Consider the following 24,014-nt stretch of genomic DNA (forward strand, 5'->3'; position numbering starts at 1 on the left):
TGTACCACGCCACCAGGTATGCGGCGGCAGGCCAGTCCCGGCCCGCTCCACCCCGGTCGGGCCATAGTTGGCGGAGCAGTACATCCCCTGGCTGTACCACGCCACCAGGTATGCGGCGGCAGGCCAGTCCCGGCCCGCCGCAGGCCCGCTCCACGCCGGTCCGGCCATAGTTGGCGGAGCAGTACATCCCCTGGCTGTACCAAGCCACCAGGTATGCGGCGGCCGCTCCGCTCCACGGCCGGCCGCGAAGTCCGGCGGCCGGCCGCAAGCAGTCCGGCAAGCGTCGTAATCCACTCGGCACGAGATCGTGGTGCAGCCCCGGGGCTCGGCCCGGTGTCTATGCTTCCCCACCGTGACCGCCGCTGACGATGCGCCCGCCGCCCCCGACCTCGATGCCGTCCTCGAGGAGCTGCGGGCGCGGGCTTACCGGCGCCGGGCCTCGGGGGCCTATCCGCCGGGCCTGGAGCACGACCTCGACGTGCACTTCCGCCACATCGTCGAGCACCGCCCGGTGCGGGACCTCGACTCCCTGCACGAGGCGATGGCCACCTTCGAGCAGCACCTGACCTTCGACGCGGCCGGCATCCCGACCGGGTCCCAGGTCCCGGGCGGCGAGCTCCTCCACCGCAGCGTGTCGAAGGTGGTGACCCGCCAGACCGGCTGGCTGGCCCGGGAGCTGCAGGACTTCGCCGAGTCGGTGCGGGTGATCCTCTGGAAGATGATCGAGACCCTGGACAGCCCGACCCATGTCCACAGCGAGCTGACCGCCGAGCTCGACGCCGTCCTCGACCGCCTGGCCTACTACGAGCGGGCGCCGGCGGACGCCGCCATGCTGGGCTCGATCCTGCAGCGCCTTGAAGCCCTCGAGGCCGGCGGTGCAGGTCCGGCGGCGCCCGGCGGCCCCGACATCGCCGAGCTGACCGCCGCCCTGAAGGGGTGCTCGCCGCTGCTGGCGCTGGGGGCCGCGCCGTGGATCCCGGTGCTGCTGGGCGCCCTGGCGCCCGACGGCGCCGACGCCCGGGCGGCTGCCGCCGCCGAGTTGGCGGCGGCCGGGGAGGGCTCCCTGGGTGCGGTGGTCCTGGCCGATCCCGTGCCCGGAGCCCCGGAAGCCCAGCTGCGCATCACCGCCGCCGCCCTCCGGCCCGGGGGGAAGCTGGTGGTGGACGGTGCCCCGCCCCTGCACCCCGCCGAACTGGCTTTCGAGGCCCGCCAGGCCGGCTTCACCGAGGTCGCGGTCACCTGGCGGCCGGCGGCCCCGGCGCCGCCGGTGGCGTGGCTGCTGGTCGCCACCCGCTGACCCAGGCCCGTGCGGCTCCTCTTCGTCGTCCAGCGCTACGGCGCCGAAGTCCCGGGTGGGGCCGAGCTGGCCAGCCGGGAGTTCGCCACCCGCCTCGCCGCCCGGGGCCATCGGGTGGAGGTCCTGACCAGCCGGGCGCTCAGCTACGTGGACTGGGCCGACTCCTACCCGGCCGGCACGACCGAGATCGACGGGGTCACCGTCCACCGCCTGGGGGTTTCGGCGCCCCGGGCCGACCGGATCTTCGGGCCGATGCACGCCCGGGTGCCCTTCGGGGCCCACCGGGTCCCGCCCTTCTTCCAGCGAGAGTGGATGCGGGTCCAGGGGCCGCACCTCCCGGATCTGGCCCCCTGGCTGCGGGCGCACGCCGGGGGTTTCGACCGGGCCATCTTCTTCACCTACCTGTACTACACGACCACCGCCGGGCTCCCGGCAGCCGCCGGGCTGACCCGCACCGTCCTGCATCCGACGGCGCACGACGAGCCCCCGCTCTACCTATCCACCTTCGACCTCGTGATGCGCCTGCCCGCCGCCCTGGCCTACCTGACCGAGGAGGAGGGCGATCTGGTGGAGCGGCGCTTCCACGTGACCCAGCCCTCGACGGTGACCGGATTGGGCGTGGACCTCGCCGCCACCGGCGATCCGGCGGTGTTCCGGCAGGCGGTCCCGGGCCTGGGGGACCGCCCGTACCTGCTGTTCGTGGGCCGGGTGGACCCGGGGAAGGGCTCAGTGGAGATGTTCGACTACTTCCGCGAGTTCCAGCGCCGCCACCCCTCCGACCTCGCCCTCGTCGTGGTCGGTGACCCGGTGGAGCCGCCCGAGCCACACCCGGACATCTTCATGTGCGGCTTCGTGGCCGACGCGGTCAAGCAGGGCGCGGTGGCCGGCGCCCGGGCGCTCCTGCAGCCTTCCTACTTCGAGAGCTTCTCACTGGTGCTCATCGAGGCCTGGGCGCAGGGCCGCCCCGCCCTGGTGCAGGGCAGGTGCGAGGTGCTGGACGGTCACGCCCGGCGCAGCGGGGGCGGCATCCCGTACCGGGGGTTCGCCGAGTTCGAGGCCGCCCTGGAGTGGCTCCTGGAGGACGAGGGCCGGGCGGCGGCAATGGGGGAGGCGGGCCGGCGCTACGCCCAGAGCCGTTACGGTTGGGACGGCATCCTGACCCGCTATGAGGTGTTTCTCGAGGGCCTGGGCGCGCCTGCTCGAGTTCACCTCTCGGGCTGAAAGGGTTGCGGCGAGCCCCGCGCCTCCGGCCCCGCAAGGCGGGGCCGGCAGGAGAGGCAGCGTCAAGGGGAATTAGTGCTGGGCGGTGGCCTGCACCTCAAGCTCCAGGCGGATGGTCTTGGAGACCATGAAGCCGCCGGTCTCCAGGGCGGCGTTGAAGCTCACGCCCCAGTCGTCCCGGGCAACCTCGGTGGTGGCGGACAGCCCGATGCGGGTCCCCATCTGCGGGTGCTCGGTCACGCCGTTGAACTCGGCGTGCAGGGTCACCGGGTGGGTGATGCCCCGGATGGTGAGCAGGCCCGGGAGGTCGAAGGTGGTGCCCCCGGTGCGCACCAGGCCGGTGCTCTCGAAGGTGATGGTGGGGTAGTGCTCGGCATCCAGGAAGTCGGCGGAGCGGATGTGGTTGTCCCGGTTCGGCTCGTTGGTGTCCACGCTGGCGGCGTCGATGGTGGCGGTGACCCGGGACTCCTCGGGGACCTCTGCCACCTCGATGGTGCCCTCGAAGCTGCGAAAATGGCCGCGGACCTTGGCCACCATCAGGTGGCGGGCAACGAAGCTCAGGTCACTGTGGACCTTGTCGATGGCGTAGGTGCCTACCGGGGGCAGGGTGACGCCCTCGACGGTGCGGGATGCAGTCTGGGTCTCGCTCATGGCATGTCTCCTGTCGGTCTCGGCCGGATGGCCGCTGTCCCAGACAGCATACGGCAAAATAGTAAGGGTGTCAACCATAAGCGTGGCAACGGGCAAGGATCGATCGTTTCGATCGGTTCTCTTCCGTCCCCCGTGCGACCATCATGGACTAGGAAACCTGGATTTGTGCAGAGAATTGCACCCGAGATCCGTTGCAGGCTGCGCGATAGCCCGTAGAATGCGGACTGGAGTTCGGCACCGTTAAGGAGGCTACCTGTGGGAGTCATCGTGAAGGAAGAGTATGTCTGCGATTTCTGCGCCAAGCCGATTACCGACACCAACATCCTTATCGGTAAGCTGGCCCTCCGCAAGCAGGGCGCGCGGGGCCTTGGCCGCGAGGTTGTGCTCACGTTGCACCCGTCATGCTCGGAGGACCTGACCAAGAACGCGCCCAGCGCGACGCGCACCCGGCGGCGCCGGGAAACCACCCCCGAGGCCGAGCCGGAGGCCACTCCCGAGGAGGAGGCTCCCAAGGCCCGGGGTCGCCGCCGCAAGAGCAGCTAGCCGTCCCCAGAACCACCGCGGCGCCCGGCGGCAGGATGGCCGGGCGCCGGTGCGCGTCAGGAGGGCGATCCGGCGGGCTTCTCGAGGACCAGGCAGATCGAGGTGAACACCGACCGGGAGACCCGCAGGAGCACGTGCGGGTGCACCGAGCCGCTGGCCGGCTCCAGGCGCCCCCCGGCGTGCACCGTGGTCACGTTCTCCCAGGACGCGGGCGAGATGGTCCGGTCCACCCGCTGTGCCAGGCGCAGCCCGGACGGGGCCACGACGCGCTCGACCAGCTCGTGGAGGGTGAACGCCTCGCCCAGAGCGACCCGCTGGCGGGGGTGGGCGCCCGCCCGCCGGCGCCCGAAGGTGGCCAGCCGGATGGCGGTCTCGGCCGCCGCTGAGTCCAGCGGGTGGCGCCGGACGAGGCATTCGGTCACCACCACCGCCAGGCCGCCCGGGGCGAGGACCCGGCCCATCTCGGCCGCCGAGCGGGCGATCTCGGCGGCGGCACCGAAGTGCTCGATGGACGAGAGCGAGTACACCACGTCGAAGGTGGCCTCGGCGAAGTCCAGCGTGCGGGCATCCATTCGGCGCACGAGCAGGCGCTCGTGGGGGTACGCCACCGGTGCGAAGGCGGAAGGGTTGTGCAGCATCGATTCTGCCGCCTCAAGGCCGGAGAACTTGCCTTCGCCGTAGATGTCGGTGGCGACTACCCTTCCAGCCCGATTCGCAAGCCAAAACAGCACCGGCTCGCTGCCCGCTCCGATGGCGAGGACGGAGCAGTTGGGCCCCAGCCGCCCACTCTCGGTGAGCACGCCGGCGAGCATTGCGCGCTCCCACTGCTTGCGCTCCACGAGCGCTTGGGGCGGCGAGTCTCGGCCGTCCCGGCCCTCGATCTCGGCGGCGAGGCGGCAGAGCACAGGGTCGGCGAAGTCGGCGACGTCGCACAGCTTCACCCATTGCCGGGACCAGCTCACGGCGTCCAGTCGAACCCCACCGACCCGGGCAGGATCCGCCCGGCGGGGAGGACCACCGTGTAGGGACCCCGGCTGTGCACCGCGATGGGCATCCCGAGCCGGGCCGCCGCCTGCTCGAAGCTCCGCAGGGTGGCCGACTTCGTGACGAACAGGTACGCCGGATGCGGGCTGGCGGCCACCGCGGCGTCCAGGCTGGGGCTGCGCGACGCCCACGTGGGGGCGACCAGCACCGACTCCCCGGTCTCGAAGGTGGTGCGGTAGGCCAGCCAGTAGTCGGCGTAGGCGTCCTGCACCCGGTAGTCGGTGAGCATCTGGCGCAGCGGGGCGATGCTGGCCGTGACGTGGACGTCCGGGCTGTTGGGCGCCGACAGGCCCGAGGAGGCCATCGCCACCAGGCCCCCGGCGGTGAGGGCGGCGGCGAGCACCATCCCGGGGAGCCCGAACCGGCGCCGGGCAAGGCCGGCGGCGGCCACCACCGCCACGACGGGCGACAGGAAGAGCAGGTACCGGGGGTGGTCCACGTACCACGACAGCGGCGACGTGGCGAACAGGAAGGGGTAGGCCACCGCCGCCAGCCCGAGCAAGAGCAGGCGCCGCTGCCCCCGCCGGGCGGCGCCCAGCCCGAGGCAGGCGCCCAGCCCGGCCAGCGTGGCGCCGTAGCCGCACACCCCCACGGGGCCGAGCACCCAGGCCTTGGTGTAGGGCACCCTCCACCCGAGCGCCATCGGGAGGGCGGTGGTGAAGAAGGCGCCCAGCCGGCGGCCGTAGGTGCCCGCCACCCTCGGCTGGTGCGGGAAGCGCAGCGACGCCCAGTGGTGCACCAGGTTGAAGCCGATCCAGGGTGCGGCGCCCACACACGCCGTGGTCCCGAGGAGCGGCAGGTAGCCCGCCCGCCGGCCGAGGGCGGGCGCGAACCAGATATAGGCCGGGAGGAGCAGGTACAGCGACTGGGGGTTCGCCCACCAGGCGAGCCCGGTGGCCAGGCCGAGGGCCGCGAACTCCAGGGTCTCCCGGGTGTCGTCCAGCGGCGCTTCCTCCCGGACCCGGTCGGCCAGCCGGCAGAGCAGGAGCACGGCCGCCAGGGTGCAGCACAGCGCCGCCCAGTACACGCCTGCCTTGGTGGACCACCACACGAAGGCGGGGGGCCAGGCCCAGAACAGAGCCCCGGCGTAGCGCCCGGCGGCCGGGCCGACCAGGCGCCGCCCGATCCGCCAGGTCAGCACCGCGGCGAGGCCCGAGAGGGCCAGGGGCACCGCCTTCAGGACCAGCGGCGAGCTGTGCACGAAAAGGAACAGCCCGGCGGCGCCGATCGCCTCCACGATCCCGCCGTAGTTCTGGCCCCAGAACAGCACCGGGAAGCGTGCCGCCCCGTGCCAGGCGGTGCCGTGGGCGAGGTGGCGGGCGATGAGGCCCACCACCGCCTCATCGGAGTCGAGCGCCCCGAGCGAGGAGTGCAGGACCGCGACCCGGGTGACGGCACCGAACAGGACCGCCGCCAGCACCACTGCCCGGTCGCCGACCCGGAGGCGGGACCGGAAATGCTCGGGGCGGGACGGGCCCGCGGGGCGGGCGGGGCTCGCCGTCTGGGGTGTGGCCAGGTCGGGCGGCGAGAGGCTCAGCCGGTCGCCCGCCTTGCCTGCTCCGCGGGGGCCTCCATCGAGAAGCGGCAGGCCATGGTCAGGCGCCCGGGTTCGTGGCCGGGGCTGCGCATCTCGAAGCGGACGCTGCCGTCCACCGCGGCGTAGACCGTCTTGCCGTCGGGCGAGTGGATGCCGATCAGCAGGCTGAAGTAGCCCTCCCGCATGGGCACGTTGTCGAAGTCGATGCGGAGCCGGGACCGCCCGGTCGCCAGGTCCATGCTGGTGCGCAGCGGGGGGCGGAGCTGGGTGTTGGTCCCGAAGACGTGCTGGCCGGCGCTGTCGTAAATGTTCACGCTGAACACCGGCTCTTTGACCGCGGTGTTGACCTCCAGGTCGGCGTGCACCGCCATCGGCTCGCCGGCCACGAAGTACTCCTGGCGCTGGCCCCGGGGATCGGTGACGGTCACCTCGCCGATCTCGACCGCGCTCAGGTGGTCGATCTTGGTGCCGTCGTGGCCCACCGAGACCTTGTTGCGGTAGGCCCGGATGACCTCGGAGGGATCCCCGAAGGCCGCCACCGTGCCCTTGGACAGCAGGCACGCCTGCGAGCACAGGTCCCGGACGCCGTCCACCGCGTGGGTGACCAGCAGGATGGTCTTGCCCTCGTCCTGGAACTGGCGCATGCGGGTCATGCACTTCTTCTGGAAGGCCTCGTCGCCGACCGCGATCACCTCGTCGATCAGGAGGATGTCGGGGTCCATGTGCACCGCCACGGCGAAGCCCAGTCGGATGTACATGCCGGAGGAGTAGTTGCGCACCGGGTTGTCGATGAAGGCTTCCATCTCGGCGAAGGACACGATGTCGTCGAACTTGGCGTCGATCTCCCGCTTGGAGAAGCCCAGGATGGAGCCGTTGAGGTAGACGTTCTGCCGGCCGGTGAGGTCGGGGTGGAACCCGGCGCCGACCTCGAGCAGGGCGCCGATGCGGCCCCGCACCCGGAGCTCGCCGGTGGTGGGGCGCAGGATGCCCGCCATCAGCTTCAGCATCGTGGACTTGCCCGACCCGTTGGCCCCGATGAGGCCGAAGGTGGTGCCCTCCTCGATCTCGAAGCTCACGTTGCGGAGGGCGTGGAACTCCTCGAAGCGCTTGGCCCGCCGCAGGAAGATCATCCGCTCTTTCAGCGTGTGGTACTGCTCGTGGTAGAGCTTGAAGACCTTGGAGACGTCCTGGACCTCGATGGCGGCGCCCATCTACAGCTCCTCGGCGAAGTTGCCTTCGGCTTTGCCGAAGATGATGAAGCCGAGCCAGATCAGCACGAGGGAAACCACGAAAAGGATGCCGAGCTGGCGGAAGTACCAGCCCAGATGGAAGGTCACGAGAATGGGCTGGGTGCACTTGGTGCCCGGCGGGGCGGTGGCGGGGCAGCCGACCGGCTGGAGCGCATTGCGGTAGAAGGCCCGCTGAAAGGTGAGGATGGGGACGATCATTGGGTTCAACAACGCCCAGTTGAAGGAGATGTGGTGGGCGGCGAGCTTCGTGTAGACCTGTTGGATCGGGTACACCACCGGCGTCACCCAGAACCAGAACAGCAGGGCCAGTTCCATGAAATGCGTGAGATCCCGCAGGTACACCGTCAGCGAGGAGAGGATCAGGCTGAAGCCGACCAGCATCAGGCACTCGACGACGAATGCCGGCACCACCGCCAGCATGTAGGGGCTGAGGAAGTTGTAGCGGAAGATCACCAGCACGCCCACCAGGACCAGCATCTGCAGGGCGAAGGTGAAGATGTTGGCCCCGATGAGCGCCAGCGGGAGGACCTCCCGGGGGAATGCCACCCGCTTCAACAGGGGAGCGCCGCCCACCACCGAGTTGGTGGCGCCGAACATCGAGTTCTGGAACAGGGTCCAGGGCACCAGGCCGGCCAGGAAGAAGAAGGTGAAGTGCGGGATGCCCGCCGGCACGATCTTGACGAAGACGATGTAGAAGATCACCAGGTACATCAGCGGGTTCAGCAATGACCACAGGAACCCGAGGGCCGACTCCTTGTACTTGATGCGCAGGTCGCGCTTGGTGAGGTTCAGGAGCAGGCCGCGGTAGACCCAGAGGCGGCGGAGACGTTCTCCGAGCTTCGGGGCGGTGGCCGTCGAGACGGCGACGTTTGTCTGTTCGATGGTACTCACGAGATCGCCCAATGATATCGGGCGGGGCCGGTTGCACCCCGGCGCCTCTCCGGGCGGGCGCGCCGCTCTACGCTACAGCCATGGGTTCGTGTCGCTCGCGGCGGGTGCATGTCGAGGTGGCCGGCATCGTCCAGGGGGTGGGCTTCCGGCCCTTCGTCCACGCGCTCGCCACCGGGCTCGGCCTGGGCGGCTTCGTGCGCAACGACCCCGAGGGGGTGACCGTCGAGGTCGAGGGCCCCCCGGGTGCGGTGGCCGCGTTCCTCACCGCGCTGGGGGAGCGGCCGCCGCCGCTGGCCCGGATCGAGTCGGTGTCCCAGGCCGAGGTGGATCCGGTGGGCGACGGGTCCTTCGCCATCGTGGCCAGCGAGGCCGCCGGGCGGCACCTGGCCCTCGTCTCCCCCGACGTCGCCACCTGCCCCGAGTGCCTGGCCGAGATCCGGGACCCGTCTGCCCGGCGGCACGGCTACGCCTTCACCAACTGCACCAACTGCGGGCCCCGCTTCACCATCACCCTCGACATCCCCTACGACCGGCCCAACACCACGATGGCCGCCTTCCCCATGTGCGGCCCGTGCCGGGCCGAGTACGAGGACCCGGCCGACCGGCGCTTCCATGCCCAGCCGGTGGCGTGCCCGGTGTGCGGGCCGGCGGTATCGATGGGCTCGCTCTCCGGGCAGGAGGCCATCAAGGCGTGCGCCGCCGCGCTGGGCGGCGGCTCCGTGGTCGCCCTGAAGGGCCTGGGCGGCTACCACCTGGCGTGCGACGCCACCAACGAGGAGGCGGTGCGCACCCTGCGCTCCCGCAAGGTGCGGGAGGAGAAGCCGTTCGCGCTCATGGTGGGGAACCTCGGCGTGGCCCGGGAGTTCTGCGAGGTGGGGGAGCACGAGGCGGGCCTGCTGGAGCACTACCGGCGCCCGATCGTGCTGCTCCGGCGGTCCCCTTCGCCCTCGGTCGGGATCGCCCCGTCGGTGGCCCCGGGCAACCGCTTCCTGGGGGTCATGCTGGCCTACACGCCGTTGCACCACCTGGTGCTGGACGCCTGCGCCTCGGTGGCGGGGCGGGCGGCGGTGCTGGTCATGACCAGCGGGAACCGCTCCGACGAGCCGATCGCCTACCGGGACGCCGACGCCCGAGAGCAGTTGGGGCCGATCGCCGACGTCATCGTGGCCCACAACCGGCCCATCCACATCCGCTGCGACGACTCGGTGACCCGCTCGTTCCGGGGGGCCGAGTACCTCCTGCGCCGGTCCCGGGGCTATGCCCCGGAGCCGCTGCTGGTCCCCGATGCGTCCGGGGAGCCCGCGTTCGGCGAGCCGGTGCTGGCGGTGGGTGCCGAGCTCAAGCACACGTTCTGCCTGGGCTCCGGCCGCCGGGCGTTCGTGTCCCACCACATCGGCGACCTGGAGAACTGGGAGACCATGGCCTCGTTCATCGAGGGTGTGGAGCACTACTGCCGCATCTTCCAGATCGCCCCGTCGGTGGTGGCCTACGACCTGCACCCCGAGTACCTGTCGACCAAGTGGGCGATGGACCAGGTCTCGGGCGAGGGCGTGCCGGTACCCGGGGTGGACCTGGAGGGTTGCGACCTGGTGGGGGTGCAGCACCACCACGCCCACATCGCCTCGTGCCTGGTGGACAACGGGGTGGCCGGGCCGGTGATCGGCCTGGCCCTGGACGGCACCGGATGGGGCACCGACGGCACCCTGTGGGGCTGCGAGGTCCTGGTGGCCGACCTGGCGTCGTTCCGCCGGGCCGGGCACCTCCGGGTGCTCCCCCTGGCGGGTGGGGCGGCGGCGATCCGAGAGCCCTGGCGGATGGCGGCGGTCTACCTGCAGGCGGCCTTCGGCTCGTCGGCCCCGGACCTGGCGTTGCCGGTCGTCCAGGAGACCGGGAAGCGCTGGGGGCCGGTGCTCGAGGCGGCGGCCAAGGGGATCAACGCCCCCCCGACGTCATCGGCGGGGCGGCTCTTCGACACCGCCGCCGCAGTCGCCGGGCTGCGCAGCCGGGTGGTCTACGAGGGCCAGGCGGCCATCGAGCTGGAGCAGGCCGCCGACCCCTCGGAGCGCTCCGCCTACCCGTGCCCGGTGGCTGCCGGGCCGGACGGGGTCCTGGTGCTGGACGGCGTGGCGCTCATCGGGGCGCTGGCGGAGGAGGTGCTCGGGGGCGTCCCTCTGGAGACGGCAGCCGCCCGCTTCCACAACGGGCTGGCGGCGGCGCTCGTGGCCTCGTGCGAGGCGGTGGCGGGCTCCAGCGGGCTCTCGGTGGTGGCGCTGTCCGGCGGGACGTTCCAGAACCTGCTGCTGGCCGAGCGGGTGAGTGCGGGCCTGGAGGCGGCGGGCTTCACGGTCTACCGCCACCGGCGGGTGCCGGCCAACGACGGCGGCATCTCGCTCGGCCAGGCGGCGATCGCCGGGGCGCACCGCTCTCCATGAGCCCACATCATTCGGGGGACTTTTGTCCCACTGGCCGGGACAAATGTCCCCGACCTCAGCGGACCCGGAGCGCCCCCATCATCGCAGGTCACTTTGCCCGCTGCGGCCGGACAGGACTGTAGGCGGCCTACAGCCGTCCCGTCACTTGACGCACAGGGCCAGCATGTTCGTCCCGTCCTTGACCTCGACGGAGCTGAAGCCGGCCGCCTGCACGATGCGCTCCACCTCGGGCGGCGTGTAGAAATGCGGGCGGGCGGAATTGTCGATGGCTTTGCGGCCCTTTTCGGCGCACTGGATGAAGGACTGCAGGTAGTCGTCCGACAAGATGTTGGGGAACATCAGCAGGGCCCGCCCCCCGGGCACCAGCATGCGGAGCACGTCGCGCATGAGCAGGAAGGCATCCTCCTTCTCCAGGTGCTGCAGGACCAGGATCGAGTAGACCAGATCCACCGACGCCGCCTGCACGCTCGGCACCCGGGTGTCCAGGCTCAGGGCGTAGCGCACGTTCTCCTGGTCCTTCAGGCGCTCCCGGGCCATGCTCAACATCCCCGACGATGCATCGACGACCCAGAGGGTGCGGCACAGCGGCGCCACGTACAGGGCGATGCGGCCCACCCCGCACCCCAGGTCCAGCACGGTCAGGTCCGGGGTCAGCAGCGGCGCGATCAGCTCCGCGCAGTCCGCTTTCCCGGAGGATTCGAAGAACTCGGCGTCGGCCACGTCCAGGATCACCGAGCGCGCCGCGGCGAGGTCGCCCGGGAACCAATGGTCGCCGTATTTCAACTCGCTGCCGGCACCGGAATCACCGGGGGCGCAGTCTGTACCGGTGTCCCCGGCCCCGGCCAGCCGGCCGGCCAGGCGGGCGAGGCCGCGGGCCGCGGCCCGCGAGGCCTGGGCGGCCATCCGCCGCCCCGCCACCACTTCGTTCCGCTCCCGCCAGGCCATAGGAACGCAATCTTAGGGAATCGCTACTGCGGCGCCACGACCTCCGCCGGGAGGGTGAAGCGCAGGGAGGGGTCCAGGTCGTCGAACCAGGAGAAGCCCTCCTGCAGCATCGTCAGGGCCAGGGTGTAGAAGCCCACCTCGGGCGGCGTGCGCACGATCACCCGCACGGTCGCCGAGGCGCCCGGGGCGAGCGGGGCGGGGAAGCGGGCCCGGTGGGCGAGGACCTCGACCGGGGCACCGGCCTCGTCCAACCACCGGTAGGACACGTGGACCGGGTGGTAGACGAAATCGCTCGACAGCCAGTACGGCCCGGTGTTGTGCACCGTGGTGGCCACGTCGATATCCATGTCCGGGAGCCCCCAGACCGATGCCATCGGGGCCGAGAGCGAGAACGAGGGCTCCGCCACAAAGTTGTTCTCCGGGGGGGCTCCGCCGCTGAAGGCGGCCTCCAGCTGGGCAACCTGGCGGGCTCCCCGGGCCCACGCCTGCAGGCCCCCCGGGCGGGCGAGATGGCGGGCGGGGTGGCCCCGGGGGAGGCAGAGCAGGTCCACGAGGCCCTCCCGGCGCAGCAGCAGCTCGACGTGGCGCTCCGAGACCACCCGGGCGAGGTGGCCGCCCGCCGTGATGGCGTACACCGCCCGCTCTTGGGCGATCTCGCCGACGAGGTCCCGGAAGGAGGCCCCGCCGACCCGGCGCAGGGACACGGGGTTGACCTCCACCAGCAGCGCCGGCTGGAAGACGGCCAGCGTGGTGCGGGCTCCCCGGAGCACGGCGAACTCCGCTCCCTCGGCGTCGATCATCACCAGGTCGATCCGGCGCACGCCCCGGGCGGCCACGTAGTCGTCCAGGCGCACCGCCTCGACCGGGTTGCCGACCTGCTGCGCCGATCCGTTGGTGCCGGGCGCAGGGGAGACGAAGGACGCCGAGAGCCGCTCCGGCACGGAGACGAAGGCGACCTCGCCGGCACGGTCGTAGACGGCCAGGGGCTCCGCCACCACATTGGCGGCCCGGTTGCGGGCGATGTTGGCCCGGAGGTAGGCATAGTTCTGCGGGTCGGGCTCGAAGGCGAACACCGTCCCACCGGGCACCAGGCGGCCCAGCACGAGGGCGAAGACGCCGATGTTGGCACCCACATCGACCACCACCGAGCGGGGGTCGAGGACCCGGCGCAGCGCGGCCATCACCTGCGGCTGGTAGGCGCCGCCCGAGCGCTGGATCTCGCCGATCACGCCCTGGTCGCTGGCCGGCCCGGTGAGGTGGTAGGGGACCAGGTCGTGGGGTGCGCTGAGGCGGACCTCGACGGTCTCGTTCATGGGTGGGTGTGGCCGCGAGGGCGGGGGGGTCGGATGGCGTCCCTATAATCGCGCACGCAGCTTGTCGAGGGAGGGCACGCTATGACCGCAAAACAGCGCCTGGCGACCGCCGCCCGGCCCGCCCGCACCGTCTTCCGCAAGGAGGTGGGTCTTGCGGTCAATGAAGCGGTCGGGGAGGCCCAGAGCACCGTCGCGTCGGAGCTGGCCGACCTCCGGCGCATCCTCTCCGACGACATGGACGCCGCCAACGAGACCACCGCAGTCTTCGGGCGGCTGCTGGCCCGGCTGGGCGACCGCCTGGACGCCATCGATGCCCGCCTCGCCACCATCGACGCCCGCCTGGACGCACGGGACGCACGGGACGCGCGGGATTCAGGGGACGCGCGCGGGCCATCCACCGCTGACCGCTGAGGCCGCTCCTGGCCGCTGACCGGCCCGTCCTGATCGATATCCAGGCGGTCCAGAACCCGGAGTACGCCGAGCGCGGCGTCGCCCGGCACACCGCCGAGTTCGCCCGGGCTTTGTGCCGGGTCCGGCCCGACCTGGTGGGCGGGCTGCTGCTCAACCCGGACCTGCCGGCACCGCAGGGCGTCGACGACCTGGTGGCCGCCGGCCGGGTGCGGGTGGCCACCGGCGCCGACTGGGCGGCGTGCCGGGTCTACCACGTCATCGCCCCCTTCGAGCTGGAGCAGCCCCTCGAGCGGATCTGGCCGGGAGCCGCCTCCCGGGGACGGGCCCGCCTGGTGGTCACGCTGCACGACCTGATCCCCCGGGTGTTCCCGGAGCACTACCACTCGAACCCGGGCCTGCGGCGCCGCTACCTGGCCCGGGAGGAGCTGGTGCGGGCAGCGGACCGGGTGCTGTCGGTGTCCCGGACGACACGCTCGGAGGCCATCGACCGCCTCGGGATCGAACCGGACCGGATCACGGTGATCGGGGCCGGGGTCGGGGAAACGTTCCGCCCGCCCGCCTCCACCGAGGCCGCCTGGGCCCGCGCCCGGGGGGGTGTCGGCCGCCTGCAGCCCGGCTTCCTCCTGTCGGTGGGAGGGCCGGACCACCGCAAGAACCTCGAGGGGCTACTGGCCGCCTACGCCCTGCTCCCCCAGGAGCTGCGCAGCGCCCACCAGCTGGTGATCGCGTGCCGCCTGAGCGACGAGGGCCGCGCCCGGTTGCAGCGCCTGGCGGCCCACATGGGCATCGGCCCCCGGGTGCTGCTCACCGGCTACGTGGACGACGACGCCCTGGTGGCGCTCTACCAGGCCGCCGCGCTGTTCGTGTTCCCCTCGCTCTACGAGGGCTACGGACTGCCGGTGGCCGAGGCGATGGCATGCGGCACGCCGGTGGTGGCCTCGTCCACCTCGGGCCTCGGGGAGATCACCCCGGAGGCCGGGCAGTTCGACCCCTCGACGCCGACGGCGATCGCCGCCGCCATCCGCCGGGCGCTCACCGAACCCGGGACCGCCCGGGCCCTGGCGGCCGCGGTTGCCGCCCCAAGGCCCACGTGGGATGCGGCGGCACTCGCTGCGGTCGGGGTCTACGAGGAGCTTCTCGCCGGCCCGGCGCCCGCCCGCCGGCGCACGCTGCGGGTGGGGTTCGTCACCCCGCTGCCCCCGCAGCGCAGCGGTGTGGCCGTGTACAACGGGCGCCTGCTGGAAGCCCTGGCGGCGGTGCCCGCGCCCCCGGCCGAGCCCATCCTCGAGGTCGACCTGTTCCTGGACAACCTGGAGGGCCACACCCCCACCGCGGCGGTGGCGGCGCCCCCCGCCATGGCGGTCCACCCGGTCGCCCAGCGGGTGCCGGTCGAGGCCGCCCGCGGGGGCTACGACGTCTGGGTCTACACCGTGGGCAACTCCGAGTACCACACCGGCGCCCTGGGGGCCGCCCGGGAACGCCCCGGCGTGGTGCTGGCCCACGACGTCGCCGCCGCCCAGCTCTACGCCTTCGCCGCCCACCACGGCGTGCTCGGGCCCGGGGCGGCCTTTGCCGAGGTCCTGCGGACCTGGTACCCGGAACGGGCCGAGCTCTCCGTCTGGCCCGACCCGCTCCTCGTTGCCCCGCAACGCTTCGCGGCCTTCCCGGTGCCCATGGCCCGGGAACTGATCGCCGGTTCCATCGCCTACCTGGCGACTTCGAAGTTCGCCGCCGACCTGGCCCGGCTCGATGCCGCGGCCGGGGGCATCGACGCGGACCGCATCGGGGTCCTGGTCCACGCCTGCCGGGTGCTGGCGCCCCACCCGCCCGCACGCGGTGGGCCCCTGATCGTCAGCTTCGGGGTGGTGAACGACGCCAAGGACACCGCCACCCTGATCGAGGCCTTCGCCCTGCTGGCCCCCGACCAGCCCGATGCCCGCCTGGTGTTCGTCGGTCACGGGTCGGCGACCGACCTCGAGGGCGTCACCCGCCGGGCGGCTGCCGCCGGCGTGGGCGGGCGGGTCACCGCCACCGGGGGCGTGGACGCGGCCACCTGGGACGGCTACCTCGCCCGGGCCACCGTCGCGGTCCAGCTCCGGCGGGCGACCCAGGGCGAGTTCTCCGGCGCAGTGGCAGAGGCGCTTGCGGCGGGAGTCCCGACCGTGGTCACCGGCGTGGGGGCGGCGGGCGACCTCCCCGACGCCGCCGTGGTCAAGGTGCCGGCCCACGCCGCACCCGCCGCGGTGGCCGTCGCCCTGGGGAACCTGCTCGACGATCCGGCGGCGCTCGAGGCCCGCAGCGCCGCCGCCCGGGCGTGGGCCCTCACCCGGACCTTCCCCATGGTGGCGGCCGAGCTGGCCACCGGGATCCGCCGGGCGGCGGCGCCCGCCGGGGAGCCGTGGCACCATTTCCCTACCCTGGCGGGACGGACGACATGAGCGACCCCGAGGCCAACCCCTACCTCCCGCGCGGTGACTGGTACTCGCTCCCGGCGGTCACCGCCCAGGGTGCAGGCCGCCGCGGCCCCTCCCACCGGGAGGGCGACGGCCTGGTGCGCCGGACCGAGCGCCTGGGTATCCCCCTCGGGATCTTCGCTGCCTCCCGGGCGGCGGTCTTCGCCGCCCTCTTCCTCATCCTGCGCCTGCCCGGGGTGGGGAAGGCGGGCCGGTTCCTGAGCGCCGGGCAGGGCACGTCGTTCCTGGGTGTCGCCGCCCATGGCTACCCCCATGCCCTCGCCAAACCTCCCGCCCCCAGCGGGCTGGCCTTCTTCCCCCTGTACCCCATGCTGGTGCGGGCCCTGCACAAGGCCACCGGGATCTCGTTCCTCCGGTCGGGGCTCGCCATCGGGCTGGTGGCCTCGGCGCTCGCCATGGTGGTGCTGTGGCTCATTGTCGAGCGGGTCACCGACCAGCACACCGCATCGCGCACCATCGTGCTGCTGTCGTTCTTCCCGTGGGGCTTCGTCTTCTCGATGACCTACGCCGACGGGCTCGTGCTCCTGCTGTGCGCCATCTGCCTGCTGGCCCTGCTGGACGAGCAGTGGATCACCGCCGGGCTCGCCGCCCTGCTGGCGGGGATGGCGGGCTTCCTCGGGGCGATGCTGGTGCTGCCCTGCGCCTGGGCGGCCGCCCGCAGGTTCCGGCGCTACGGATCCGAGGCCCTCTTCGCCCCCTTCCTGGCGCCGCTGGGCGCCGTGGGCTTCTTCTTCTACCTGCGTCTGCGCACGGGCAACCCGCTGGCCGCCTTCAAGGCGCAACGTGCCGGACTCACCTACGGCGGCATCGGCCTGCACCCCGGGGCCGCCTGGCACACGCTGTGGGCGACGATCACGCACCCCACCGTCCACCTCAACGCCCTCACGAGCATCCTGGCCCTGCTGCTGGTGGCCGGGGCGGTCGTGCTGATGGTGCAGTGGCGCCCGCCGCTGATCCTGTGGCTGTACGCCGCGCCGATCCTGCTGGTCGCCGTGTGGTTCAACACCTTCCTCGCCCTGCCCCGCCTGGCGCTGGCGGCCTTCCCGCTCTTCATCGCGGCAGCCCGGCGGCTGCGGGGGCCGGCGTTCTGGGCGGTCGCCGCCGCCTCGGCCTCGCTCATGACCGGGCTGCTCCTGGTGGCAGGCGGCACGACGCTACTGGTCCCGTGACCTCCTCCGATGTCTCGCGGGGTCCGGTCGTCCTTGACGTCCAGGCAGTCCAGAGCCCCGACCACCGTGGCCGGGGCATCGGGCGGTGGGTCACCGAGTTTGCAGTAACGCTGTGGTCGGCCGCGCCGCAGCTGGTGGGGGGCCTGCTGTTGAACCCGGCGCTCCCCGTGCCCGTGGGGGAAGACATCGCATCCCTCCGGGCGACCGGGCACCTCCGCTTCCCGGACCCGGCCATCGACCGGGACGCCCGCGTGTACCACGTGCTGTCGCCCTTCGAGCTCCGCCAAGGCCTGGACGCGGTGTGGCCCGGCTTCGCCCGCCGGATGGCCCTGGCGGTCACCCTGTACGACCTGATCCCGGATGTGCTGGCCGGCCGGTACCTCGCCGACCCCGGCCACCGGCGCCGCTACCGCGCCCGCCAGGAGCTGGTCCGGGCGGCCGATGCCGTGCTGGCGATCTCCGAGGCGACCCGCCGCGACGGCATCGAGCGGCTCGGCCTCGAACCGGGTCGGGTGACGGCGGTCGGGTGCGGGATCTCACCCGCATTCGTCCCGGCCGCCTCCCGGGAGGAAGCATTCGAACCGGCCCGCCGGGGCGTGCCCGGCCTGCGGCCCGGGTTCCTGCTCGGCGTGGGCGGCGAGGACGACCGCAAGAACCTCGAGGGCCTGGTCGCGGCGTACGCCGGCCTCCCTCCGGCGCTCCGGGAGGCCCACCAGCTGGTGATCGCCTGCCAGCTGACCGACGGCTACCGGGACCACCTGGTGCATCACGCCCGGGCAGCCGGGGTCGCAGGGCGGGTGGTGCTGACCGGATACGTCGACGACGCCACCCTTATCGCCCTCTACCAGTCCACCGCCCTCTTCGTGTTCCCCTCGCTCTATGAGGGCTTCGGCCTCCCGGTGGCCGAAGCAATGGCATGCGGGGCGCCGGTGGTCGCCTCGTCCACCTCGGCCCTCGGGGAGATCACGCCGCCCGAGGGGCAGTTCGACCCCGCCGACCCGACGGCGATCGCCGCCGTCATCGGCCGGGCGCTCACCGACCCGCCCACCGCCCAGGCGCTGGCGCAGGCCGCCGGCCGGCAACCGCCCACCTGGGAGGCGACCGTCGCCCGGGCCCTGCCGGTCTACGAACGGCTGCTGTGAGGCGGACCGGGAGGGTGTCGTCCCTGCCGGATGCGGTGGTCACCTGGTACAACTTCGGGCATGAGGCGTAGCCGGTGAGCGAGGCGCCCGCGGTCGTCCTGGCGGCCGGGCTGGAGGACGAGGCGGAGGCCCTGGCGGCCCAGCCCAGCTTCCCGGCTGCCTATGTGGCGCGGGTGCGGGCGGCTGTGCGCCGCCTGGACCCTTTCCCGCCCATGCCGATGGACATCCCGCAGGCCCTGGCGCTGGTGACCCAGGAGGCCCGCATCGACGTCGATGTCCCGCTGCGTACCCGCCGCCGGGGCGCCCGGGTGGCCAAGCTGGCCGTGAAGCGGCTGACCGCCTTCTATCTGGCCTACGTGGCCGAGCAGGTGGGCGACCTGGGCCAGGCCCTCGTCCACCTGGGCTCGGCGCTTGCCGACCGGGTGGACGGTGTGGAGGCCGACCTGGGGTCCACGCAGGCGGAACTCGCCGACCTCCGCCGCCGGCTGGCGGCCCTGGAGGGCTCCGCGAAGGCGGGGCCACCTGCCGATGGCGGGCCGCCGGAGGAGCCGGCGTGACCGCGGGTCGTCACCGCCCCCGGGCGGTCCACCAGTTCCTGCCGACGTTCGCCGACCGGGACGCCATCGGCGGCCATGTGCTGGAGGTGCAGAAGCTCCTGCGCGGGCTGGGCTTCGAATCCGGGATCTACTCGGAGGACATCCACCCCGAGATGCGCTCGGTGGGGCAACCGTTCGCCGCCCTGGCCGATGCCGCCCGGGACCCGTCGGTGGCGCTCCTCTATCACGCCTCCACCGGGTGCCGGAACTTCGACGCCCTCCTGGGCTGGAGCGGACCGCTGTTCGTGGACTACCACAACATCACCGAGCCGGCCTTTTTCGAGCGCTGGTCGCCGGGCGCCGCCGACAACATGCGCCTCGCCCGCAAGCAGCTCGCCGAGCTGGCCGCCCGGTGCGACGTCGCCCTGGCCCACTCCCACTTCAGCGCCGCCGAGCTGGCGCACCTGGGCTTCCCCGAGCCGCACGTGGCGCCGATCATCGTGGACTTCACCCGCTACGACGGCCCGACCGACCGGCGCACCGCCGCCCGCCTGGACCGGGCCAAGGCCGCCGGGGGTGCCCAGTGGCTGTACGTCGGCCGGGTGGCCCCGAACAAGTGCCACCACGACCTCATCGCCGCCTTCGCCGTCTACCGGGCGGTCTTCGACCCCGCCGCCCGGCTGGCTCTGGTGGGCGGGGCGACCTCAGAGTCGTACTGGGGCGCCCTCGAGGCGCTCTGCCGGGAGTTGGAGCTGCGGGCCTCGGTGGAATTCGCCGACACGGTGTCACCCGCCATCCTCCGGGCGCACTACCGGGCGGCGGACCTGTTCGTGTCGATGTCGGAGCACGAGGGCTTCGGCGTACCCCTCCTGGAGGCCATGCACTACGGCATCCCGGTGGTGGCCTATGCGGCAGCCGCCGTGCCCGAGACGGTGGCCGGCGCCGGGCTTCTGCTGAACACCAAGGACCCCGCCGCCGTGGCGGTGGCGTGCCGCCGGGTGACCGCCGACGCCGCGCTGCGCGGGCGCCTGCTCACCGCCGGGCGGGCCCGGGTGGCCGAGCTGGCGCTCGACAACACCCGCAAGACCCTCAGGGGCGCGCTCGGCGCCTTCCTGGACGCCCCACCGCCTGCGAACGCAACGAATGTCCAGTCGGGCGGGACGGCGGCCCGTGGCTGAGGGAAGCTCCCGCCTGGGCCGGCTGGCCTTCGTCACGCCCCGCTTCGGCGACGACGTCGTCGGCGGCTCGGAGGCAGTCCTGCGGGAGGCGGCCGAGGGCCTGGCCGCCCGGGGGTGGGAGGTGGACGTGCTCACCACCTGCGCCCGGGACCACTACACCTGGCGCAACGTGTACCCCGAGGGGGTGAGCCGCACCGCCGGCCTCACGCTGCGCCGCTTCCCGGCGGCGGCCCCGGCGGTGGCGGAGCGGGACGCCCTCGGGCGGCGGATCCTGCTCGGGCTCCCGCTCTCCTACGTCGACCAGTGTGCCTGGATCAACGCCACCCTCCGGGTGCCCGCTCTGTTCCGGTACCTGCTGGAGCGGGCGGGGGACTACCGGGCGGTGGTGGTGTCGCCCTACCTCTCCTGGCTGACCGTGGCGTGCGTGGAGATCGTCCCGGAGCGCACGGTGCTGGTCCCCTGCGTCCACGACGAGTCCTATGCCTACCTGGACCTCTTCCGCCACGCCCTGGCCCGGCCGGCCGCCCTGTGGTTCCTCTCCGAGCCCGAGCACGACCTCGCCCACCGGCTGGCGACCCTGCCCCGGCACACGGTGACCGGGGCGGGCGTCGAGGTGCCGGGCTCCTACGACCCTGCGGGGTTCCGCCAGAAGTACGGGATCACCCGCCCCTTCGTGCTCTACGCCGGCCGCCGGGAGCCCGAGAAGGGATGGGACCGGCTGCTGGCCGGCTTCGAGCAGGCGGTCGAGCGCCATGGCGTGCCCTTCGACCTGGTCACCATCGGGGCGGGCGAGCCGATCATCCCGGCGTCGATCGCCCCCCGGGTCCGGGACCTCGGCTTCCTGGACGAGGCCGACCGCAACGACGCCTTCGCCGCCGCCGCCGCCTACCTGCAGCCGAGCGCCAACGAGAGCTTCTCGCGCACGGTCATGGAGGCGTGGCTGGCGGGGACGCCGGTGATCGCCACCGCTTCCGGGGCGGTCGTCCGCTGGCACTGCGAACGCTCCCAGGGCGGCCTGGTCTACGCCGATGACGCCGAGCTGGCCCAGTGCCTGCTGCTGGTGGCCGAGGCCCCACGGGCTGCCCGGGCGCTCGCCGAACGGGGCCGGGCGTACGTCCTGGAGGAGTATCCCTGGAGCCGGGTGCTGGACCGCATGGAGGCGGCGCTGGAGACGATGGCGTGAGGGTGCTGGTGGCCGGCCCCTACCCGCCCTCAGCCGATGTCGCCGCCCCGGTGACCGTCCGGACGGTCCGCCGCCTGCTGGCCGAGGGCCATGACGTGACCGTGGTCTCCCCGCTGCCCAGCGCCGCCGAGTTGGTGGCCCCGCTGGCCGGGGGGCCGGGAGCAGCCTGGCTGGGCCGGGCCGCCCGGCGCTACGACGCCCTGCACCTGGTGGTGAGTACCGGCATCCTGTTCCGGCCCGAGCTGCCCAAGGCCCGGCGGGTGGCCGAGGGCGGCCTGATGGCGGCGGCCCTGCGGGCCTGGAAGCGCACCAGCGTGGACCTGGGCGACCTGAGCGAGGTGCCCGGCGGGGGCGGCGGCGTTTCGGGACGCCTGGTGTGGCAGGCGGTGGGGACGGTGCTGGTGTCGGCCGAGCCGGTGCGCAACCACGTGGTGACGGTGCTGGGCGTGGCGGCGAGCAAGGTGGTTGTGTCGCCGGATGCCGAGGCGCCGGCCCAGGCACCGGCCGGGCCGCTTCGGCGGCAGGGGGGTGAGGGCCCGGCCCCCGCCCTCGACCCATGGGACCCCGAGACGGTCCCGGACTGGGCGACGCTGCAGGAGCAGATCCGCACCCGGGCGGCGGCGGACCGGGGCGACGCTCCTTAGCCGGATACGTGCGTTGGGTACGGACCGTTCTGGGGCTTTCTGCCGTCAATTTGGCGGAAAACCGCCCTGCGATGATGTGGGCGGCGGCCCCTCGGCTGAAGTCGGGGACTTTCGTCCCGCCCAGTGGGACAAATGTCCCCCGAATGATGTAGGCGGCGGCCCGGTTGGCGCCTGACCCGAAAATTCCTGGACCGGCAGGCCAACGCAGCGCTGCTCCCCAAGTCCCCCAACCGGTCGCCGCCGCGGCTTGACTATCTATAGGAGCATCCCAGAACTCGTCCGACTTGGGCAGACGAGGGGTCGTATGGGCTGAGGGCTGAGGATTCGGACAAGCCCGACCTGGGTACGGCGATACGGCTGCTGCGGGAGGACCAATCATGGCGGAGGTCGTTGGAGATGCCGTTGCGGAGGCCACCCGGCCGCGGCGCCGCCGGGCGCGATCGGGGGTCACCGCACTGGTAGGGCTGGCCGCGGTTGCGGTCACCATCCGTCGTAGATCCCCTCGCCTAGGGCCCGGCCTCCAGCCGGGCGAGGTGCTGCACGAGGGTCGCCCGGGCGGCCTCAGGCCGGAACGCCGCCAGCCGATCCCGGCCCCGGGCCACCAGCGACGCCCGCAGCGCCCGGTTCGTGAGGACCTCCAGCATCGCCTCGGCGGCCACGCCCGCCCCGTCGTCGGGGCCGATGAGCAGGCCGGCGCCGGCGAGCGTCTCGGGGATCGCCCCCGCCGCCCGGGCCAGGACGGGCTTGCCGAACGACATCGCCTCCAGCAGGGGCACGCAGAAGCCCTCATGCCCGCTCAGGGTCACCACGGCATCGGCCCGCCGGTAGTAGGCGGCCAGCTCGGCGTCGCTCACCGGGCTCCGGATGATGCCGCAGCGGGTGAGGTTCATCTCCTCGATGAAGCACTGCAGGCACTCCTTGTAACGGGGCAGGCGGGCGGCTCCCACCAGGAACAGGTTCGATTCCGGCAGCAGGTAGGTGACGAGGATGTGGTAGGCCTGCAGCAGGACATGGGCCTGCTTGTGGGGCAGCAGTTGCCCCACGAACAGGAGCGTCGATCCCGGGACCTCGGCCTGCCAGCGCACGGTTTCCTCGTGCGGCGCCACTGCCAGGAGCCGATCGGGGTCGACGATCAGGGGGGCGACCCCGATCCCGGTGTAGCCCAGGCCGGCGAGGTCGGCGGCGTTGAACGCCGAGACGGCCAGGGCGAGGCGTACCCGGGGACGGAGGGCGGCGAGTTCCCGCCTGCCGTCCACCAACCGGTCGGCGAAGCCCGGGTCGTAGGGGGCGAAGGGTTCCGCGGGCGACATGTTGTGGTACACGATCGCCAGGGGCTCTGGGCGCTCGTGCAGGAATGCGGTGACCACCGGCTCCCCGATCGAGGCGTGGTAGAGCAGGGCGTCGGCCGGCCCGGCAGGCGGCGGGTAGCGGTCCAGGGGGAGGACGTCGCCGGCGAGCTGGGGGTCGATGTAGCGGGCGAAGATCCACGACGGCTGGCCCCGGGCCCGCACCAGGCGGGCGATCTCCAGAGCCTGCGTGGTAATGGCGTCGCCCGGAGCGGCGGCCACGATGACCTGGTCGATGCGCATGACGGCGAAGCCTAGACGGCAAATCGCAACCCGGGCGGGCACGCATAGACTTTCCCCCGAGGAGGGCAGCGAGAGATGGCGAGCCCCGAGGGCGGTGCAATTGATTATGAGGCGGTGGTGGAGCGCGCCCGGCGGGCGGCGGCGGCCAAACGGGCGAGCGGGGAGGTGCCCGACGGCACCGGGGCGGCCCTGGACCGCCTCTTCGGCGAGGTGGCTCCCGGCGGCGCCCGGATGTCGGGCGACGGGCTGGAGGCGGTGGTCGAGATGCTCGGCCGGTACCACTTCGACCCGGCCATCCCGGTGCAGTCCCCGCCCGGCTGGCGGGGCCGGCTGACCGGGCTGGTGAAGCAGGCCCTGCAGCCCATCACCGCCTGGCAGCTCCGCCACCTCACCGACCAGCTCAACGCCTACCACCTGGCCGAGATCGAGCTGCTCCGGCGCCTGGTCGACGAGCGGGAGGGCGCAGGGCCGGCCTCGCCGGAGTCCTGAGCACCTCGCCGCGGCGGGTCTTCCAGCTCGTCGCCTTCCTGGAGGCCGACGACGCCATCGGCGAGCACGCCCGCC

Annotated in this window: 21 protein-coding genes; 13 read left to right on the forward strand and 8 right to left on the reverse strand. The window is 72.9% G+C overall.

Annotated features, from left to right (window positions below; genetic code table 11):
- Positions 1-352 precede the first annotated feature (352 nt).
- Positions 353-1,297 carry a hypothetical protein gene (locus VFW71_03320; protein ID HEU5001794.1) on the forward strand — a complete coding sequence of 315 codons (945 nt, stop codon included), beginning with the start codon at positions 353-355 and terminating at the stop codon, positions 1,295-1,297.
- A 9-nt stretch (positions 1,298-1,306) separates the two neighbouring features.
- Positions 1,307-2,518 carry a glycosyltransferase family 4 protein gene (locus tag VFW71_03325; protein HEU5001795.1) on the forward strand — a complete coding sequence of 404 codons (1,212 nt, stop codon included), beginning with the start codon at positions 1,307-1,309 and terminating at the stop codon, positions 2,516-2,518.
- Between the two features lie 72 nt (positions 2,519-2,590).
- On the opposite strand, the gene VFW71_03330 is transcribed toward VFW71_03325, so the two are convergent.
- On the reverse strand, positions 2,591-3,169 hold the full coding sequence (locus VFW71_03330) for a YceI family protein (protein HEU5001796.1): 579 nt from the start codon (positions 3,167-3,169) through the stop codon (positions 2,591-2,593).
- Positions 3,170-3,424: 255 nt separating this feature from the next.
- On the opposite strand from VFW71_03330, the gene VFW71_03335 reads away from it, so the two are divergent.
- Positions 3,425-3,712: a hypothetical protein gene (locus VFW71_03335; protein HEU5001797.1), complete on the forward strand. Its 288-nt coding sequence runs from the start codon at positions 3,425-3,427 to the stop codon at positions 3,710-3,712.
- A gap of 56 nt (positions 3,713-3,768) precedes the next feature.
- On the opposite strand, the gene VFW71_03340 is transcribed toward VFW71_03335, so the two are convergent.
- From VFW71_03340 to VFW71_03355, 4 genes are all read right to left on the reverse strand, one after another.
- The gene (locus VFW71_03340; GenBank protein ID HEU5001798.1) at positions 3,769-4,674 is read right to left on the reverse strand and encodes a class I SAM-dependent methyltransferase; all 906 of its coding nucleotides are present in this window, start codon (positions 4,672-4,674) and stop codon (positions 3,769-3,771) included.
- Positions 4,671-6,176, reverse strand: a complete 1,506-nt coding sequence (locus VFW71_03345; protein HEU5001799.1) for a hypothetical protein — start codon at positions 6,174-6,176, stop codon at positions 4,671-4,673. Before VFW71_03345 ends, VFW71_03340 begins: the two co-directional genes overlap by 4 nt.
- A gap of 113 nt (positions 6,177-6,289) precedes the next feature.
- A complete protein-coding gene (locus tag VFW71_03350; protein HEU5001800.1) occupies positions 6,290-7,504 on the reverse strand; it encodes an ABC transporter ATP-binding protein in 1,215 nt (404 codons plus the stop codon).
- Positions 7,505-8,434 (reverse strand): ABC transporter permease, encoded by a 930-nt coding sequence (locus tag VFW71_03355; protein HEU5001801.1) that lies wholly within the window; start codon positions 8,432-8,434, stop codon positions 7,505-7,507. It abuts the gene before it with no gap.
- An 80-nt stretch (positions 8,435-8,514) separates the two neighbouring features.
- Here VFW71_03355 and hypF point away from each other — a divergent pair, with 80 nt between their 5' ends.
- Positions 8,515-10,866: a carbamoyltransferase HypF gene (gene hypF, locus VFW71_03360; protein HEU5001802.1), complete on the forward strand. Its 2,352-nt coding sequence runs from the start codon at positions 8,515-8,517 to the stop codon at positions 10,864-10,866.
- A 141-nt stretch (positions 10,867-11,007) separates the two neighbouring features.
- Here the strand turns inward: hypF and VFW71_03365 are convergent, their stop codons facing one another.
- Both VFW71_03365 and VFW71_03370 read right to left on the reverse strand, forming a co-directional pair.
- Positions 11,008-11,811, reverse strand: a complete 804-nt coding sequence (locus VFW71_03365; GenBank protein ID HEU5001803.1) for a class I SAM-dependent methyltransferase — start codon at positions 11,809-11,811, stop codon at positions 11,008-11,010.
- A gap of 23 nt (positions 11,812-11,834) precedes the next feature.
- Positions 11,835-13,124 (reverse strand): FkbM family methyltransferase, encoded by a 1,290-nt coding sequence (locus VFW71_03370; GenBank protein HEU5001804.1) that lies wholly within the window; start codon positions 13,122-13,124, stop codon positions 11,835-11,837.
- 81 nt (positions 13,125-13,205) lie between these two features.
- Between VFW71_03370 and VFW71_03375 the strand changes: the two genes are divergently transcribed.
- The 8 genes from VFW71_03375 (at position 13,206) to VFW71_03410 (ending at position 21,861) form a co-directional block, all read left to right on the forward strand.
- Positions 13,206-13,535, forward strand: a complete 330-nt coding sequence (locus VFW71_03375) for a hypothetical protein (GenBank protein HEU5001805.1) — start codon at positions 13,206-13,208, stop codon at positions 13,533-13,535.
- 110 nt (positions 13,536-13,645) lie between these two features.
- Entirely contained in the window at positions 13,646-15,973 is a 2,328-nt protein-coding gene (locus VFW71_03380) for a glycosyltransferase (GenBank protein ID HEU5001806.1), read from the forward strand.
- Positions 15,970-17,178, forward strand: coding sequence for a hypothetical protein (locus VFW71_03385; GenBank protein ID HEU5001807.1), 1,209 nt, complete (start codon positions 15,970-15,972; stop codon positions 17,176-17,178). The genes VFW71_03380 and VFW71_03385 overlap by 4 nt, the downstream gene beginning before the upstream one ends.
- Positions 17,175-18,320 (forward strand): glycosyltransferase family 1 protein, encoded by a 1,146-nt coding sequence (locus VFW71_03390; protein ID HEU5001808.1) that lies wholly within the window; start codon positions 17,175-17,177, stop codon positions 18,318-18,320. Before VFW71_03385 ends, VFW71_03390 begins: the two co-directional genes overlap by 4 nt.
- 74 nt (positions 18,321-18,394) lie before the next feature.
- Complete coding sequence (locus VFW71_03395; protein HEU5001809.1) at positions 18,395-18,877, forward strand: hypothetical protein; 483 nt, start codon at positions 18,395-18,397, stop codon at positions 18,875-18,877.
- Positions 18,874-20,034, forward strand: a complete 1,161-nt coding sequence (locus tag VFW71_03400) for a glycosyltransferase (GenBank protein HEU5001810.1) — start codon at positions 18,874-18,876, stop codon at positions 20,032-20,034. Before VFW71_03395 ends, VFW71_03400 begins: the two co-directional genes overlap by 4 nt.
- Complete coding sequence (locus tag VFW71_03405; protein HEU5001811.1) at positions 20,027-21,217, forward strand: glycosyltransferase family 4 protein; 1,191 nt, start codon at positions 20,027-20,029, stop codon at positions 21,215-21,217. Before VFW71_03400 ends, VFW71_03405 begins: the two co-directional genes overlap by 8 nt.
- Complete coding sequence (locus VFW71_03410) at positions 21,214-21,861, forward strand: hypothetical protein (protein ID HEU5001812.1); 648 nt, start codon at positions 21,214-21,216, stop codon at positions 21,859-21,861. The genes VFW71_03405 and VFW71_03410 overlap by 4 nt, the downstream gene beginning before the upstream one ends.
- A gap of 506 nt (positions 21,862-22,367) precedes the next feature.
- On the opposite strand, the gene VFW71_03415 is transcribed toward VFW71_03410, so the two are convergent.
- Positions 22,368-23,450 carry a glycosyltransferase gene (locus tag VFW71_03415; protein HEU5001813.1) on the reverse strand — a complete coding sequence of 361 codons (1,083 nt, stop codon included), beginning with the start codon at positions 23,448-23,450 and terminating at the stop codon, positions 22,368-22,370.
- 75 nt (positions 23,451-23,525) lie between these two features.
- Here VFW71_03415 and VFW71_03420 point away from each other — a divergent pair, with 75 nt between their 5' ends.
- A complete protein-coding gene (locus tag VFW71_03420) occupies positions 23,526-23,939 on the forward strand; it encodes a hypothetical protein (protein ID HEU5001814.1) in 414 nt (137 codons plus the stop codon).
- Positions 23,940-24,014: the final 75 nt, after the last annotated feature.

The sequence above is a fragment of the Actinomycetota bacterium genome (assembly GCA_035765775.1).
Lineage (GTDB): Bacteria > Actinomycetota > CADDZG01 > JAHWKV01 > JAOPZY01 > DASTWV01.